This window comes from Yersinia intermedia, assembly GCF_900635455.1.
GTDB lineage: Bacteria > Pseudomonadota > Gammaproteobacteria > Enterobacterales > Enterobacteriaceae > Yersinia > Yersinia intermedia.
In genome coordinates this window covers 4001691-4017766 of sequence record NZ_LR134116.1, presented here as the reverse complement: position 1 = coordinate 4017766, position 16076 = coordinate 4001691, and the positions used below count along the sequence as shown (strand labels likewise).

Below are 16076 nucleotides of genomic sequence, written 5' to 3'. Positions count from 1 at the left end.
TTTATTTCACATGGATAGATTGTTATTGTATATAATTAAAGTCAAATCCTAATATGTTACGGTAGCCTATTTTTATTGATGGCTCTTTTAATTTTATCGGAGTTACTTTGTGCCAAATGGTTGAATTTCTATCAATGTGAAATAATCCCTCACCACAATTAAGTGTATGTGATTTAATAAATTCTTCTCTTTCGGTACAATAGAGTTTACTCGTTCCACCGTCGATGTTGTATTTATCAATAACCAGTGCGGATACAATATAGTCACTTCCATCTTGATGTAATCCCTCAGGTGAATTACAGACCGAATTAATTGTATTATCAATAATCAAAGACATCTGATGACAGGTTACTTCAACTTTTTTTATTTTCCGCTCATGTTCACATTCGCACAGCATTTCTACAAAACGTATTATGAGTTTTTTTAATATAAATGAATGACTTGTTGCCAGGTCCATAGGCGGAAATCGACGTTTTAATTTCCTTAAATCTGAGGGGGAGTCAGGATGCTGAGTGAAGTTAGTTGATTCAGGGCTTTCAATATTACTGACTTCCCATTGATTGTTGATGGATTTAACAATGAATCGGCTAATACTTCTTTTTCGAAATGGTTTATAGGCGTAAAAAGTTTGCCTATCTTCTTCAGATAGCAGCAATATGAGTTTTTTAATATTGGGTGGTAGGGTTCTATCATCGAGATAACGCTGTGCCTCCTGAAAGATGACAGTTTTATCGTTATAAAATTTTCTTGCCAAGAATTTCAATTGAGATATTTTAATATCATTAGTATCCCATGCTAATGATTTAAATGATAATGCGTTTTTAACTGAGTTTATATCTATCCCAAGATCATTGATATTAAAATGAATTATTTTATATTTAATCCCCATTATGTCAACATCCTAATAAGTTGGTTTGTTATTGATGAATTATATTGATAAAAACAAATCATATAAAATTACGTATATTAATAGAGGTGTTTTTATTGATGACTTACTATTTTTTATTACTTCTTTCTTTTTTATATATCAAAGATCACTTTCCGGCAAGTTTTTATAAATATCTATCACTATATATATTTAGCAAATAATTAATTATAGATAGGTATTGGCCTGGTTTGCTGTTGCTTTTTATAAAACAGTAACTCGAATGTATTAAATAGGGAGGTTAATGTTATAACTACTTGATGAGTTATACATTACCTGTATTTTAAATACCCATATGGCTATTTTTACGATTTAGCTATAAATGTCAAAAAATGTGATCTGCACAAATAGAACAATGTTCCATTTTTGTGTATCATGCCTTTTTTACACTGCTATAGTTGCTTTTCTTAAACGATAATAACCTAAAGTTATTTTAATCTGGCGCGGGCTAATAACCAAGGATCATGTAATGCCAATTAATTTTTTGGGTAAAACGCTATTGTTAGGATTGATGTCTATTACTGTATTGGGCCAAGCCAGTGCTGCTCGGTATAATGCTGTGGTTTCTACTGCTCCACAGGGTAATGAGTTTTCCTCGATTAATGCTGCGTTACAATCAGCGCCAGCGGATAATTCAGCATTCGTTATTTTCCTTAGAACGGGCGTTTATACTGAACGGCTGGAGGTCAATCGTAATAATGTCACATTAAAAGGGGAAAACCGTGATGGTACGGTGATCAGTGCCAATACTGCGGCCGGCATGCTTAATCCGCAAGGGGAGAAATGGGGAACCTCGGGCAGTAGTACCGTGCTGGTTAATGCGGCAAATTTTACGGCTGAAGAGCTTACTATTCGTAACGATTTTGATTTCCCTGCCAATAAAAAGAAAGCTGACAGTGATCCGACGAAGTTAAAAGATACTCAAGCCGTGGCATTATTATTGGCTGAAAACAGTGATAGGGCGCGCTTTAAGAAAGTAAAACTCGAAGGCTATCAGGATACGCTGTACAGCAAGACAGGCAGCCGTAGCTATTTCACTGATTGTGAAATCAGTGGTCATGTCGATTTTATTTTTGGTTCGGGTATTACAGTATTCGACCGATGCAATATTGTTGCCCGTGACCGTAGTGATATTGAGCCGCCCTATGGCTATATTACTGCCCCCAGTACATTAAGCACATCACCCTATGGTTTGATTTTTCTCAATAGTCGTTTGACCAAAGAGCCGGGGGTTCCAGCCAAAAGTTTCGCTTTAGGGCGCCCGTGGCATCCAACCACAACTTTTGACGACGGCCGTTATGCTGATCCTGCAGCTATTGGTCAGGCCGTATTTATAAATACGACGATGGACGATCACATTTACGGTTGGGACAAAATGTCCGGTAAAGATAAGCAAGGTGAGAAAATCTGGTTCTATCCGCAAGATTCGCGTTTCTTTGAGGCAAACAGTCAGGGGCCGGGCGCAGAGATTAATGCACAGCGTCGTCAATTGTCTGCTGAGCAGCTAAAAGCATTCACTTTACCGATGATTTTCCCCGACTGGGCGGTGCATTGAGATTACACTGGCAGTGACTCGCCACCCTTAAATTGGCTGATATCCAGCCGATGAAGTTTTACCTTTCGCCATAAAGTTGTGCGGCCTATCCCTAATAAGGCCGCCATTTCATTGAGCTGACCTTGGCAGACCAGTGCAGCACGAATAATGGCCTGCCTTTCTAATTCTTGTAGCGATAATACGGGCTGAGGTTGCGGCATATCCGGTTCGAGCAGTAGCCTCTCCCCCAATAGATGCTCTGGCAAATCATTGAGATTAATTCGGTTATGGCGGCAGGCCATCGCGGCACGCTCCACTACGCTTTTTAGTTCCTGATCATTACCTGGCCATGGGTATTGGCATAACTGACGGATCACACTTTCATCAGGCTGATATTGGCAGTGGAAATGTTGCCCAATACTTGCCAGCGTATGCTGCACCAGTAGTGGGATATCTTGCTGGCGCTGGCGCAGCGGCGGAATATGTAATTCGAAAGATTGCAGGGTATAAAATAGCTGGCGACGAAAACGCCCTTGTTTTACCAGTAAGGGTAGGTCTGCTCCGGTGGCAGTAATAATCCGCACATCGACGGGGATCACCCGATTGGAGTTGACCCGCATGACCATGCCAGTTTTGACGATTTGCAGTAAAGCTGATTGCATTTCTGGTGACAGATATTCAACTTGTTCCAGATATAAGGTACCGCCATTAGCCAGCTCAAACTTGCTGGGTTGGCCGGATTCCCCTTCACTGGCATCACTGCCAAGAAATTCGCGCGCCATAAAATTCTGCGGCAATGCCTGACAATTTAAGACGATGTAAGGGCCATCGGCTCGATTACTGGCATTATGGATTGCTTGCCCCAACTGCTGTTTACCGACCCCTTCTTCCCCGTGCAGTAAAATTGGATGCCGGCCTTTAGCGGCCTGCTTGCCATAACGCACCAGGCGGCGCATTTCTAGTGAAGCAACCGGCATATCCTCAAAAGTACAATTTGCCCGCCCTAATTGGTTGTGTACCATTTGCCGCAGTAATTCTTGTGGATGAAGTAATGCAATAAAGCCGCAGCGATTACCATCAGGAATGGGTTTGAGGGTTAAGAGGGCGGAAATAAATTGCTGCTGGCTCTCAAACGTCACCTCAACGTGGCTGAGAGGATTACGATGTAAAATGGCATGGGTCAGTAAGGAAGGTAAGGTCAGTAAATCTGTGACCGGTTTGCCGAGGCTACTGGTTTCATCTAACTGCAAAATAGCGGCAGCGCGGCGGTTGAGATACAGCAGACAACCGCGTTGGTCCCATGCCATGACACCATCGTCCACGCCATCGAGTAGGGCATTGAGTTCATTCAGATGGCGGTTAGTTTCTGCCAATAAGCTATCTGCGTGGAGATAATTGCCAATTTCGCGGGCGATAGCTAATGTCAGAGGCAAGTCACTTGCCGCCTGTTCGCTGAGCAGGCTACCTAAAACAATCACCGCCCGTTGGCGGCCACTGTTATCATACACCGGAGTGGCGCAAAAACGCCACGGGTGCAGCGCTTGCTTAAAGTGCTGTTGGCCACTGACTTGTATCGGGTTACCTTCAGCAATTGCCAGCGCCGGTGCATTGGTGCCCATTAGCCCTTCCGCCCAATAACTGCCGCAACCGATCCCCAATTCCTGTAGCTGACTAATGGTTTGCGGATGCCCGCATTGCCAGAGGGTACAGCCACTTTCATCCAGAATCAGCAGCACACAGGGGCGTGATTCCATATATTCGTACGCATCTTCCAATGCGGCTTGACCTAATACCAGTAAGTCATTTTTGCGCTGGCAAATTGATTGAAAAGTTGCACCCACGGCCCGATGAGGTACTCGCCATTGGTGGGCTTGCATCAATTTTTGGCAACGCCGCCAGGACTCTGCCAATGCTGGCGTGGTCACTGGATCAGTGTTGCTCATTGAATGCCTTAGAACCTGGATGCCGCCAATGGATCTGCCCTGGCAGAATCAGTTGATTTTGCGCCAGTGGCGATTCGGCAATTAAGCTGGTGATCATCTCAAAGCTATGGCGTGCCAGCCCTTGGCAATCTTGTGCAATGGTATCTATTTTCAACGGTAGGCAATCAAACAGATAATGATCGTCAAAACTGCATAAATGAATATTGCTGTCCATTAATTGATGCTGATTGAGATAGCGCAGTACACCTTCCAACAGCCCGCAGGCGGCAGTAAACACCGCTTTTGGTGGGCGGCCTAATTGTGCACAGAGTTGAGCTATCATTTCATAACCGGAACTGGGCAGGTAATGGCCATTTAGTATCCATTCTGGGCGGCACGTCACCCCTGCCTGTTGCAGACCTTGCTGGAAACCGGCTAGCCGATCACGGGTAGGTGAGATGCGTGGCTGACCACCAAGAAAATAAAACTCATCAGGATGTTGGCGGGCAACGTTTTCAACCAATAGGGTGGTGGAGGCCACGGAGTCAGTGATAACCAGCGGCAACTCTGATTCACCAATTAATCGGTCCATCTGCACCACCGGTAGGCAGGCATTGATCTTTTGATATTCACTGTCATTGAGCTGGCTGGATGCGACAATCAGGCCATCGACCTGACGTTGTACCAGGCTATTGACCGCCATCATTTCCTGACCGGGGTTTTCATCGGTGCAAGCAATCAGTAGCTGTAATCCGGCTTCGCGACACAGCATCTCTAGCTCACGTGAAATCAGGGCAAAACCGTGGTTGGTCATCTCCGGAACCACCAATCCTATGGTGTGGCTGCGGGTTGAGCGTAGCGAGCGGGCATGGAAGCTCGGTTGATAGTTATGCTCGTTAGCCAAAGCAACAATACGATCCCGCGTTTCATCGGAAACACGATACTCCTTGCTGCGCCCATTGAGCACCAAACTGGTGGTCGATTTCGACACCCCAGCCAGTTTGGCAATATCGTTAATGGTGATTCGTTTATGATTTTTCACAGGTTATTGTTTTTCACTGAGTGAATCTGTCGCCTTGAAAGATACTTCATTCTAACATGGGCGAAGACAACAACCAGTGTTGCAGACGCAGTTCAGCATTTCCGTTAAAGATTGCTATAGGGTCTTCAGTTGGGAAGTAGCATGTGGTCATTACCGCCTCCCCCTGATTGATAAAGATCTCTATGCTGCAACTATCGCAGAGCAGTTGTAACTGCTGCAATTGACCGCGCCAATAACGGAACTCTTGCAGCCCGGTACGCAAATTCCGGCGGCTTAGTGTGATGCGTTCACCGTCCCATACCAGCATCATTTCATCGCCTAACCCGAGGATAAATGGCGCACTGACGTCGACTATCATTTCCGCACTGCGGATGGAGAGTGCCGGTGCTTCTTGAGCACGGCCTTGCCACTGGCGATGCTCACGGCGCAATACCTGCAATTCACGCGCGGGTCGTTGAATGACTTTGCCGTCAATCAGACTCAGTTCTCGCGGGCAGGTCATGGTATGGATCCAACCATAGGCTACCGTGGGTTGATATAACTCATCTTCATCCGGGATCCCCATCCAGGCGAATAACAAGCGCCGGCCATCTGCGGCCAGCGTGGTTTGTGGCGCGTAGAATTCGAAACCGGCATCCAGTTCGTGGAACGCCTGATGGTCGAATGCTGCCTTGGTATAATCTAATTGGCCCAGTAAATAACCCGCCTGGAAGGTGTTACGGTAACGCTCTGCTTCGGCAGCGATGCCCTGAGGGCAGAAAATCAGCATGTCCTGATCCGCTAACCTGAACATGTCAGGGCATTCCCACATGTAGCCAAACGGCCCTAATCCGCCCAGGCCGGAACCGGCAATTTCACCCAGAGGGTGCCATTCACGTAAATCATTGGAGCGTAATAACAGTACTTTCCCTTGCAATTGCTTATCCTGCGCCCCTAATACCATGTACCACTGACCGTCGTGCTGCCAGACTTTCGGGTCGCGAACATGGCCGGTATAACCCGCAGGTAATGGGAGTACTGGCCCTAATTTGTCATATTCCCCCCGTTCATTCTCCTGTGCCAGACATTGGAATGCGGTACGCGAGCCATCAGGATATTTCACATTACCGGTATAAATTAGAGTGATTCGGTCATCAGCAATGACGGCAGAACCTGAGTAGCAGCCGTGGCTTTCATATTCTTCACTGGGCACCAATGCGACAGGCTGATGTTCCCAATGAATCAGATCGGCACTACGCCAATGACCCCAGTATTTACTGCCGTGGCGGCAATCCAACGGGTTCCATTGATAGAACAAATGGTAATAGCCAGCATGATAAATAAACCCGTTGGGATCATTCAGCAGCCCGACACTGGGGGCCAGGTGCCAGCCCGGCCGATGAGTGTCACGCGATGCGCGGATTTGACCACGCATCACTGCCAGCGTAAGTTGTTTTAGCAAACTGACTTCTTGCATTATTCGCTGTCCGTTTTGTACTTAAGTAGTAGAGAGATAATAAATGCAGCACCAAATGCAATGACCAATCCAATCAGATAATTAACAATTGAATTGCCTTGTACGATAGCGATGCCTGGGATGCCGGTTAAACCTACAGCGGTCATATTGACATGATTCGCGACTACCCAGGCTCCCCCTAATGCGCCGCCGGCCAGTGCAGCAAGGAAGGGTTTGATAAAGCGCAGATTAATCCCGAAAATTGCCGCTTCGGTAATACCCAGCATGGCAGAAAATGCCGATGGGATGGCGATGGCTTTAATTTTAGCATCGCGGGTCTTAAAGTAGACCGCCAGGCAGGCTCCGCCTTGCGCCACGTTTGCCATTGACCAGATAGGTAACAAGAAATTGACCCCGATATTCGGATTACCCAATAGCCCAGCCTCGATGGCGTGGAAGCTATGATGAATACCGGTTATCACTATCACGGAATAAAGCCCGCCGAACAGTAACCCGGCCAGCCAGCCTGCATGGGTTATCAGTGTGCTAAGTACCAGCGAGATCCCATCACCCAATACTCGCCCGGCAGGGCCGATAAATAACAGCGCGACAAAACCAGTAATGATCACCGTTAAAAAGGGGGTGAGGATCAGGTCCAGCGCATCAGGTATCACTTTGCGCAGGCGCTTTTCCAGCATACTCATAAACCACACAGCCAGCAGCACTGGGAATACCGTGCCCTGATAGCCAATCATCGCTACCTCCATACCGAAGAAATTCATGGTATGGAAACCGCCTGCAACCCCCCAGGCATTGGTTAGCGCTGGATGCGTCAAAATGCCGCCCAGAGTTGCTCCCAGATACGGGTTGCCGCCAAACTCTTTGGCTGCGGTGAAACCAATTAAAATAGGCAGAATGATAAAAGCAGCGGAGCTGAACATATCCAGCATAATAAACAGCGCGCTGTCGGCATCGGCCCAGCCATAGGTTTTTACCATGCCGAGCAAGCCCATTAACAGGCCGGACGCCACAATCGCCGGAATGATCGGGACAAAAATATTGGATAGCAGGCGGGCAATGCGCTGGAACGGATTGAGTTTACGCGCAGCCACAGCGGCAGCTTCAGATTTACTGGCTTCGTTTACACCCGCTACCTTGATAAATTCGGCATAAACTTTATTGACCAGCCCGGTACCGAAAATCACCTGTAACTGCCCGGCATTGCTGAAGCAGCCCTTAACGCCATCGAGTTTCTCTACCGCTGATTTTTGCACTAAAGAATCATCTGCCAGAACCAAGCGCAGGCGAGTGGCGCAGTGTGCAGCACTGACGATATTCTCTTTACCACCAAGCAATGGGAGCAGAGCCGTTACGGTCTCGTTGATATTCATGATATCCCTCGCAAATTTATTTTTATTCCTGCATGCCGAGGATCGTCACGGCTGCAGGTGGTATTCTTCGTGATTACTGCTGTGCGCAATAGTCAGAACCAGGTTTCCATTTGGATACCAAAGTTCCATTGTCCACCGGCAGCAAAACCATCTTTACCGAAGGAATCATCCTTGGCGTAGTTATCCAGATCTTGGCTCCAATCCATATAGGTGGCGAACACCCGAATTTCCGGCCGGCTGAAGAAGTTGCTGATATCACCTGCTTTAAAGGTTGGGGCGAAGGTCAATTTATAGAAACCGCCACTGACTTTGTGATAATCCTTATAGCCCTGCGGATCCAGATTCATGTACTGATAACTACCTTCATAAGCTAATGCAAAATTCTCGGTGATTTCCTGAATCAGGCGGGTGTTGAATGTTATCCACTTATAGCTATCGCCCAAGACATAACGATCCTTACTTTGTTGCGCCAATATTGCTGGAGCCAGACTCCAGTTTTTACTTAATGCGGTGGTGCCGTAAGTCGCCAAACGCCAGGTATCTGCGCTGCTGGTTAAATTGCCATCGGAACCGATGGATTTTACTTCAGCCCCTAAACCATGGCCGTACAGCAGTGCGGTTTTTGACGTACCATCACGTAGCCCATAGAAGCTGTCACCGTGATAGGCCAACATGCTGTGAATACCTTTGTCAGCAGCATGGGTATTGACGGTTTCACCGCTATTTTGGCGCGCTTCGTTATCTTTGGCCCGCAACCCGCTCACCATCCACTGGAAGGGGCCGCTATAGTTATTGGTAGTGAAAATATAGCTTTGGATATCGCTATTAACATTCTCGATCTCACCATAATTACGGCCATATAACGAGAAGTTACTCTTCAGGTTATCGGTCCATTTGATGTCATAGATACCGCCACCAGTACCGGCAAGGAATACCACGTCGGAATCCAGCCAGTGAATATCAAAGTTATCGCGATCGAAACGTTTACCTGCCCACAATGTGCTGTCTTTAAAAATACCGTTAAAGGTTGGCAGGGTACCCAGTTCGACAAATGCCTGGCGCACATTGAGGTCACTGCTGTCGGCTGTCCAGTCGTTATAGCTGCGCTGACCATCAGCCAGCATCACTTTATAGCGGGTGGTGGCACCGTTATCCAGCTTCTGCTTTTTCTCCAAATTGACTTCAACATAAGTGTCTGGCTCATTACCCAAGCGGCCAACTGCCCCTCCGGTACTGCCCGCTGGCGTAACATACGGGCCACCTTGGGTGCCGGTGCCAGAGTCGTTCATTAGCAGGCCGGAACGGGCATAACCATGAAATTCAAAGCCGTTGCCATCCTGTGTTTTACTTTCCAGTTTATCGGTGCGCTTAGCCACCTGAACGGTCTTTTCTTCTGCCTGAAGTGTTCTGGCTTCCAGTTTTTGTGCTTGTTTTTCGGCAATTTCGGCGCGTGTTTCTGCATTTTTTGCCCGTTGTTCCGCTTGTTGCAATCGCTGCTCCATAGCATTGAGGCGGGCTTCTATATCCATGCTTGAAGAAGAAGAGGCTGCAAAGGTGGTGGTCGCTGCGCAGGAAAGGATAAGTCCTATTGATACAGCAAGATAGCTTGGTTTTATCATCATTTTATATCACTCGGTATGTGATTAATTGTATTTATGCTAAACAGCTAAACCGGTTTTTCATGGCTAACATAAGGGGGAACCTCTGGGATTAGCAAAATATTTTGCTAACCCGATTCAGCTATTGTGATCCAGGCTGCAAATTGCACGATTTTACGAGTGGAATAAGGCTATGGGCGGCAGGATAGAACTAGAAATACAATGTTAGATACGAGGAAATAGGCTGGGTATTTAGCAACAAGAACGGCAGGTAAGAGGGGAGATGGATGCCTGCCAAAGGCGACATCCTGACGGATTTATACAGAGAGTCGTTTATACAATGAGTGACTGCGTTGAAGAAAATGCAGCAACTGTTGAGCATTAGGTAACGCAGTCATCGCCCCTTTAGCGCTGGTGGCCAAAGCACCACAGGCTTGCGCCTGATCGATGGCGGCGGTGAGATCAGCACCTAAGTGCCAGTCCGGTAGCCGTGCCAATGCCGCCAGCAACCCAGCGACAAAGGCATCACCCGCGCCGGTTGTATCTACTGGAGTGATTTTTCGGCTTGGGTATTTTTGCAGGCGATGGCGGTTATGCACCCAAACGCCATCGGCTCCTAGTGTCACCAACAGCAATTTGCAGCAATAGTCGGCCATCACCTGTTCCATTGCGCTGGCAACATCCTGATCCGGGCAGATAAAATTCAGTTCTTCCAACGACAGTTTCACCACATCGGCTAACATCAGCGCCTGTTGCAGACAGGGGAGTAACGCTTGTGGCTCACGCCAGATATCGGCACGGATATTGGGGTCAAAACTGACCCAACCGCCGTCGGCTTTAATACGGCGCATCGCCTCAAAGGCGGTACTGCGGCTCGGCTCTTGGCTTAAGGCAATAGAGCACAGATGCAGCCACTGATTATTTTTAAATTCAGGTAAATCATCTGGTTGCAAGAATAGATCAGCACTCGGTGTCACCATAAATGTAAAAGTGCGTTCGCCATGTTCATCTAAATCCACCACCACCGTAGAGGTATGGTGCAGCGGATCTTGCGTCATCGCGTGGGTATCAACGTTTTCTTGCTGTAATACCTGCTGCATAAAACGACCAAAACTGTCTTGCCCAACTCGGCCAATAAAGGCACTTTTACCGCCCAATCTGGCGATACCGACCGCCACATTGGCAGGTGCACCCCCTGGGCATTTAAGATAACTATTTGAATTTTCAGGAACTAAATCAATTGCAGCATCACCTAAAACCCAAATGGTATTTTCCATGATAAACCCTTTTTTTCTTCAATTCTGGTTGCTGCTAAAAGTAGAAGAATCGGTTTAGCAAAGCAACAAAATAATCTGTTGTAGCCAAAAAAACAGTGCCAGGCTGCATTGTCAGTCGATTTTTATCCTCCGTCGCAAGGCGCTTTCCGGTATAACCCTGCTTTATATAAATGATAATCATTATTGTATTTGCATTGCGGTATCTGAATATTATTCAGGGTTTCTCTAGGGAGTATCGGTAGAGTAAGGGATTGGCTTTTTAATGGGGGAAATAGAGCAGTTTATGGTCTTAAACGCGGATTATGTTCAACTGTGCGGGAGGATGATTCACTTAAATGGATGTTATTTGTCAGTAGATGAGCCAGTGATTTATTTTATTGAGATGCAATGATAAGGTTTAATAACATAATTAAAGTGAAATATAATACCGCAGTATTAAACTCAACCATTATGGTAAAAAAATAATAATTGAGTCTGTACTGCGTGATTTAATTAGGGTGATGATTCAACGTTTGATAATTTTTCTCCGGCAAAGGCAACTTTATTACGGCCATTTTTTTTGGCTCGGTAAAGTGCTTCATCTGCGGCTTTGAGTGAGGAGGCCAGATCATAGGCTTGAAGAGGCGAAATACCTGCACTCAGTGTCACAGTTGTGGAAACTTTATGGTTAAAAACATGTGGAATATCAAGCCCTAAAACCCGTTGGCGTACGCGCTCAGCCAATTGGCTGGCATATTCTTCACTGACATGAGTCAAGAGCACTAAGAACTCTTCACCGCCGTAGCGCACCACGATATCCCGTGAACGAACTGCATCACGAATAGCGGCGGCAACGCGAACCAGCGCTTGATCCCCCATGGTGTGACCATAGTTATCGTTATAAGCTTTAAAATGGTCGATATCGAGTAACAGTACGTAATGATTGCCAGGGGACTGAGCCAGCAGTGTTTCAAGTTTATTCTCCAGACCCCGGCGATTATACAAACTGGTTAAGGGATCTATCATGCTTAAATCACTGAATTTTTCCCTTTCATTATACAGGCGTGCGACAAGTTTTCGGGTAAAGTCATCGCTACGGCGCAGCATCAAATGATGTAAAGAGAAACCAATCAGTGGCAGCATGATAGTGAATAAAATACGGAAAATATTTTGAAAATCATCCAGTAAAATAACGGTTAAGGCAGATGGGGCGGTGTGCAAACAAAATGCGAGGAAATTATCAGACAGAGCTATGGTGCTGATAAAGAAAATCGTAAACAGGCTAAGCAATAAGTAGTTATTTTCATTAGTACCCAAGTATTCGTATTTAAGAATGATTTGCCAGGCCCAAAGCATACCCATGATTATTGAAAATAAATTCAGTTTATCGGCATAATTCTTCGAAATAAAAATCAGATAAGCTGCGGCACTCAGGCTGATAACCGTGATTAGCACTATCGGTAATGTCACCGCTGGTGTTTCAGGCGACGGTAATATCATACTAAAAATAGATGACGACGCATTGAGAAATAGAAAAAGCAGTAAAGAGAGCCGATGCTTACTTTTCAGAAGCTGATCGTAGGAATGGCTATTCATATTCAATTCACTCTGCATAATGTCGTGCTGTCAGTAGACAAATAAACAATATCCTCATAAGGCCCTATTATTTAGGCATCACGATAAATAGTTTTTCTTGGTAATTATTTTTATTTGAAGCTTTTTAACATCATTTTAGGAATTTTCTTAACCAAAATTACCATTTTTGTTTCAGCCTGTCATCATGATGTTTCTTACCTTGTTGTTGCTTGTCTGCTGCCAACAACTTCATAGTGCAGACTGTGGTAGAGTGATATATGATATTGGTTATCATTATCACTTGAGGCCGTTGCTATGATTACAACCAGATTAGCCGCTTATCGTTGGTATGGGATCAGTGGGTTATTGAGCCGTGCTATGTCTAGTGGCTGGGGGATATTGCTGCCTTTTGCTTTACTACCGGTTTTGGGATGGGCTGATATCACCGTCGGCCAGTTACGTATCCTGATTGTGCTCGCCATGCTGGTCACGGTTAGTATGCTGTATCACGCACGGTTGCGGCATTTTTTATTGCTGCCATCCTGCCTGGCGCTGTTGAGCGGCCTGACTGCGGTATTAATGCATAGCGGGATACATTGATTTACCTAAAACCCAACATTGAACCCAATCGAGCGGACTGAATTTTGGTAATAAGTAGAGGTATTTGCGTGTATTTCAGGAAGAGAAATTGCCAGACCAGAAGAAAGGTATTACTGCGTTTTTTGAAATCATTGTGGTGCGAAGGGAGGGACTTGAACCCTCACGTCCGTAAGAACACTAACACCTGAAGCTAGCGCGTCTACCAATTCCGCCACCATCGCCCAAATGATTTCTTACTGCTTATCCCCGCTATACTTCAAACTGCATGTGCGTTTGCCGCTTTCCTGCAACTTGAGTTATTTTGGGTATATCTTGAAAAAGTAAAACTTAGGATTTATATCACCAGCTTGGTGCGAAGGGAGGGACTTGAACCCTCACGTCCGTAAGAACACTAACACCTGAAGCTAGCGCGTCTACCAATTCCGCCACCATCGCATGTGCTGTGCAATATAAATCTTTACTGCTACTTACTTTACCAAAATGACCTACTCACAAAATAGATTACTTACAAAAGACTGTTTGGTGCGAAGGGAGGGACTTGAACCCTCACGTCCGTAAGAACACTAACACCTGAAGCTAGCGCGTCTACCAATTCCGCCACCATCGCGTACCGGAACATGACTTTTATAAAGCAACTACGGAGGCGAATTCTAGAGATTTTCACGTTCAGGTCAATACTTATTTCCCCTAAGCGGGACGTTTGCTGTAAAAAGCATCATATGTTGAATAATTGATTTGATTACAGAAGCATTTTTAGTTTTTAGCGCCTATTGGGTAGATGGGATGATGGCTGTGGATAATGAGAAAACAGCTCAATAAGCCAGTCAATTAGCACCCTGACCCTGGGGGCGAGAAAACGGCCCGCAGGGAACATGATAAACAGTGGCATAGCCGGCGGTGGGCAGTGGGGCAGTACCTCTATCAGTTCCCCTTGTGCTAATTGGCTCTGAATACCTGACGTGGGAGCCTGAATTAATCCTAAGCCTGCGACACCGGCTGCGATATAAGCATCGGCACCACTGACACTCAAGATGCCAGGTAAGGTACGGTTTTCAACCTTGCTCTGATAAACAAATTCTAGCGGGTAATCACGGCTATTTATTTGTGAGAAATAGCCCACAGCTTGATGGCCAGCCAGATCGTCAAGGGACTGCGGGACACCCTGTTTTGCCAGATATGCCGGAGATGCGCAGGTTATCTGTGGTTGTAGACCAATATTTCGCGACGCTAATTGCTCATCATGGGGTAGCCATGCGCGCAAAACACAGTCTACACCTTCACGCATCAGGTCAATGGTGCTGTCATTCGCACCGAGCATCAGTGTGATATGGGGATAACGCTGATAAAAGTCATTCAGCGCGGGGATAACCACATTGCGGGCCAGCGAATGGGGCATATCAATGCGTACTTTCCCCTCGGGTTGTAACCGCTGATGGCTGAATAGCGAATCAGCCTCTTCAAACGCTGACAATAATTGCAAGCAGCGCTGGTAATACAGTGTGCCTTCAGCCGTGATATTGACTTGCCGGGTGGTGCGCACCAATAAACGCACACCTAAGCGCTGCTCCAACCGTTTTAAGGTATGGCTGACCGTTGCGCGTGGCAATTGCAGTTTCTCCGCCGCGCGACTGAAACTGCCCAATTCAACAATACGGACAAATATCCGCATAGCTTGTATTTGGTCCATGATTGCATCCCGCCATTGTTGGTGTTTTTTGAACAGTAATGAGCAATCTGCATTATTTATCTTTCCTCGCTAAACAACCACACTTTCTTCCGACATCACTAATGGGGAATATCACAATGCAACAACGTCAATTAGGTTCGAATGGTCCACTCGTCTCAGCGCTGGGGCTTGGCTGCATGGGGATGAGTGACTTTTACTCCACCAATCAGGATGTAAATGAATCCATTGCGACGTTACATCGCGCGCTGGAATTGGGGGTGACTTTGCTCGATACCGCCGACATGTATGGCCCGTTTACCAATGAGGAGTTGGTTGGGCGTGCCATTAAAGGCAAACGTGATCAGGTTTTTCTGGCCACTAAATTCGGTATTGTTCGTGACCCGGCAGATCCGACGGTGCGCGGCGTCAGTAGCCAGCCTGATTATATTCGTCAGTCTGTTGACGGTAGCCTAAAGCGGTTGGGTGTTGATGTCATTGACCTTTATTACCAGCACCGTGGTGATCCGAGTGTGCCGGTTGAGGATGTGATTGGCACGTTGGCTGATTTGGTTACCGCCGGTAAAATTCGTTATATCGGTTTGAGTGAAGTCTCAGCGACAACATTAGAGAAGGCCCATCAGGTACATCCCATTACCGCAGTGCAGAGTGAATACTCACTTTGGACACGAGATGTGGAATCCTCTGTATTGGCGACCTGCGAACGGCTAGGCGTGGGGTTTGTGGCTTATAGCCCTCTGGGGCGTGGTTTCCTGACTGGAGCGTTACGTCGCCCGGAAGATCTGGCTGCTGATGATTTCCGCCGTCATAACCCGCGTTTCCAAGGGGATAATTTTGCCATGAATTTGGTATTGGCCGATGCGGTAGTGGAAATGGCGCGTGAGAAAGGGGTTAAACCCGCCCAACTGGCGTTGGCATGGGTATTGGCGCAGGGGCAATATATTGTTCCGATCCCAGGAACCAAACGGCGTGCTTATCTGGAAGAGAATCTGGCAGCACTCGATCTGGCACTCAGCCCGCAAGAGCTGGCGGCGCTGGATGCGGTATTCCCGTTCCATGCCGCAGCGGGTGAACGCTACGGCGTGGAGGGAATGGCTCATCTTAACGCCTAGTT

12 protein-coding genes and 3 tRNA genes are annotated in these 16076 nt (G+C 46.7%); 3 read left to right on the top strand and 12 right to left on the bottom strand.

Annotation, left to right across the window (positions count from 1 at the left end; all coding sequences use genetic code 11):
* Nucleotides 1-22: 22 nt before the first annotated feature.
* A complete protein-coding gene (locus tag EL015_RS18365; RefSeq protein ID WP_005189774.1) occupies nt 23-889 on the bottom strand; it encodes a 2OG-Fe dioxygenase family protein in 867 nt (288 codons plus the stop codon).
* A gap of 505 nt (nt 890-1394) precedes the next feature.
* Here EL015_RS18365 and EL015_RS18360 point away from each other — a divergent pair.
* Nucleotides 1395-2480: a pectinesterase family protein gene (locus tag EL015_RS18360; protein ID WP_005189781.1), complete on the top strand. Its 1086-nt coding sequence runs from the start codon at nt 1395-1397 to the stop codon at nt 2478-2480.
* A 2-nt stretch (nt 2481-2482) separates the two neighbouring features.
* On the opposite strand, the gene dhaR is transcribed toward EL015_RS18360, so the two are convergent.
* The 7 genes from dhaR to EL015_RS18325 all read right to left on the bottom strand — a co-directional run bounded on the left by dhaR (nt 2483) and on the right by EL015_RS18325 (nt 12717).
* A complete protein-coding gene (gene dhaR, locus EL015_RS18355) occupies nt 2483-4402 on the bottom strand; it encodes a dihydroxyacetone kinase operon transcriptional regulator DhaR (RefSeq protein ID WP_032907261.1) in 1920 nt (639 codons plus the stop codon).
* Entirely contained in the window at nt 4389-5423 is a 1035-nt protein-coding gene (locus EL015_RS18350; RefSeq protein ID WP_005189803.1) for a LacI family DNA-binding transcriptional regulator, read from the bottom strand. Before EL015_RS18350 ends, dhaR begins: the two co-directional genes overlap by 14 nt.
* 46 nt (nt 5424-5469) lie before the next feature.
* Nucleotides 5470-6879 carry a glycoside hydrolase family 32 protein gene (locus tag EL015_RS18345; RefSeq protein WP_005189806.1) on the bottom strand — a complete coding sequence of 470 codons (1410 nt, stop codon included), beginning with the start codon at nt 6877-6879 and terminating at the stop codon, nt 5470-5472.
* On the bottom strand, nt 6879-8249 hold the full coding sequence (locus EL015_RS18340; protein ID WP_032907263.1) for a sucrose-specific PTS transporter subunit IIBC: 1371 nt from the start codon (nt 8247-8249) through the stop codon (nt 6879-6881). Before EL015_RS18340 ends, EL015_RS18345 begins: the two co-directional genes overlap by 1 nt.
* Nucleotides 8250-8341: 92 nt before the next feature.
* Nucleotides 8342-9871: a carbohydrate porin gene (locus EL015_RS18335; RefSeq protein WP_005189810.1), complete on the bottom strand. Its 1530-nt coding sequence runs from the start codon at nt 9869-9871 to the stop codon at nt 8342-8344.
* Between the two features lie 293 nt (nt 9872-10164).
* Entirely contained in the window at nt 10165-11124 is a 960-nt protein-coding gene (locus EL015_RS18330) for an aminoimidazole riboside kinase (RefSeq protein ID WP_005189813.1), read from the bottom strand.
* Nucleotides 11125-11616: 492 nt separating this feature from the next.
* The gene (locus EL015_RS18325) at nt 11617-12717 is read right to left on the bottom strand and encodes a GGDEF domain-containing protein (RefSeq protein WP_005189815.1); all 1101 of its coding nucleotides are present in this window, start codon (nt 12715-12717) and stop codon (nt 11617-11619) included.
* A gap of 276 nt (nt 12718-12993) precedes the next feature.
* On the opposite strand from EL015_RS18325, the gene EL015_RS18320 reads away from it, so the two are divergent.
* Nucleotides 12994-13278: a DUF1435 domain-containing protein gene (locus EL015_RS18320; protein WP_005189820.1), complete on the top strand. Its 285-nt coding sequence runs from the start codon at nt 12994-12996 to the stop codon at nt 13276-13278.
* 134 nt (nt 13279-13412) lie between these two features.
* On the opposite strand, the gene EL015_RS18315 is transcribed toward EL015_RS18320, so the two are convergent.
* From EL015_RS18315 to EL015_RS18300, 4 genes are all read right to left on the bottom strand, one after another.
* Nucleotides 13413-13499, bottom strand: a tRNA-Leu gene (locus tag EL015_RS18315).
* A 127-nt stretch (nt 13500-13626) separates the two neighbouring features.
* Nucleotides 13627-13713: transfer RNA gene (locus EL015_RS18310), tRNA-Leu, on the bottom strand.
* An 85-nt stretch (nt 13714-13798) separates the two neighbouring features.
* Nucleotides 13799-13885: transfer RNA gene (locus EL015_RS18305), tRNA-Leu, on the bottom strand.
* Nucleotides 13886-14038: 153 nt separating this feature from the next.
* A complete protein-coding gene (locus EL015_RS18300) occupies nt 14039-14965 on the bottom strand; it encodes a LysR family transcriptional regulator (RefSeq protein ID WP_005191765.1) in 927 nt (308 codons plus the stop codon).
* A gap of 116 nt (nt 14966-15081) precedes the next feature.
* Between EL015_RS18300 and EL015_RS18295 the strand changes: the two genes are divergently transcribed.
* The gene (locus EL015_RS18295; RefSeq protein ID WP_005191768.1) at nt 15082-16074 is read left to right on the top strand and encodes an aldo/keto reductase; all 993 of its coding nucleotides are present in this window, start codon (nt 15082-15084) and stop codon (nt 16072-16074) included.
* The last annotated feature ends 2 nt before the right edge of the window (nt 16075-16076 follow it).

Excerpts from the sequence above, each read along its gene's own strand:
- EL015_RS18365 (WP_005189774.1), bottom strand. The coding sequence starts at position 889 with ATGGGGATTAAATATAAAATAATTCATTTTAATATCAATGATCTTGGG.
- EL015_RS18360 (WP_005189781.1), top strand. The coding sequence starts at position 1,395 with ATGCCAATTAATTTTTTGGGTAAAACGCTATTGTTAGGATTGATGTCT.
- dhaR (WP_032907261.1), bottom strand. The coding sequence starts at position 4,402 with ATGAGCAACACTGATCCAGTGACCACGCCAGCATTGGCAGAGTCCTGG.
- EL015_RS18345 (WP_005189806.1), bottom strand. The coding sequence starts at position 6,879 with ATGCAAGAAGTCAGTTTGCTAAAACAACTTACGCTGGCAGTGATGCGT.
- EL015_RS18340 (WP_032907263.1), bottom strand. The coding sequence starts at position 8,249 with ATGAATATCAACGAGACCGTAACGGCTCTGCTCCCATTGCTTGGTGGT.
- EL015_RS18335 (WP_005189810.1), bottom strand. The coding sequence starts at position 9,871 with ATGATGATAAAACCAAGCTATCTTGCTGTATCAATAGGACTTATCCTT.
- EL015_RS18330 (WP_005189813.1), bottom strand. The coding sequence starts at position 11,124 with ATGGAAAATACCATTTGGGTTTTAGGTGATGCTGCAATTGATTTAGTT.
- EL015_RS18325 (WP_005189815.1), bottom strand. The coding sequence starts at position 12,717 with ATGCAGAGTGAATTGAATATGAATAGCCATTCCTACGATCAGCTTCTG.
- EL015_RS18320 (WP_005189820.1), top strand. The coding sequence starts at position 12,994 with ATGATTACAACCAGATTAGCCGCTTATCGTTGGTATGGGATCAGTGGG.
- EL015_RS18300 (WP_005191765.1), bottom strand. The coding sequence starts at position 14,965 with ATGGACCAAATACAAGCTATGCGGATATTTGTCCGTATTGTTGAATTG.
- EL015_RS18295 (WP_005191768.1), top strand. The coding sequence starts at position 15,082 with ATGCAACAACGTCAATTAGGTTCGAATGGTCCACTCGTCTCAGCGCTG.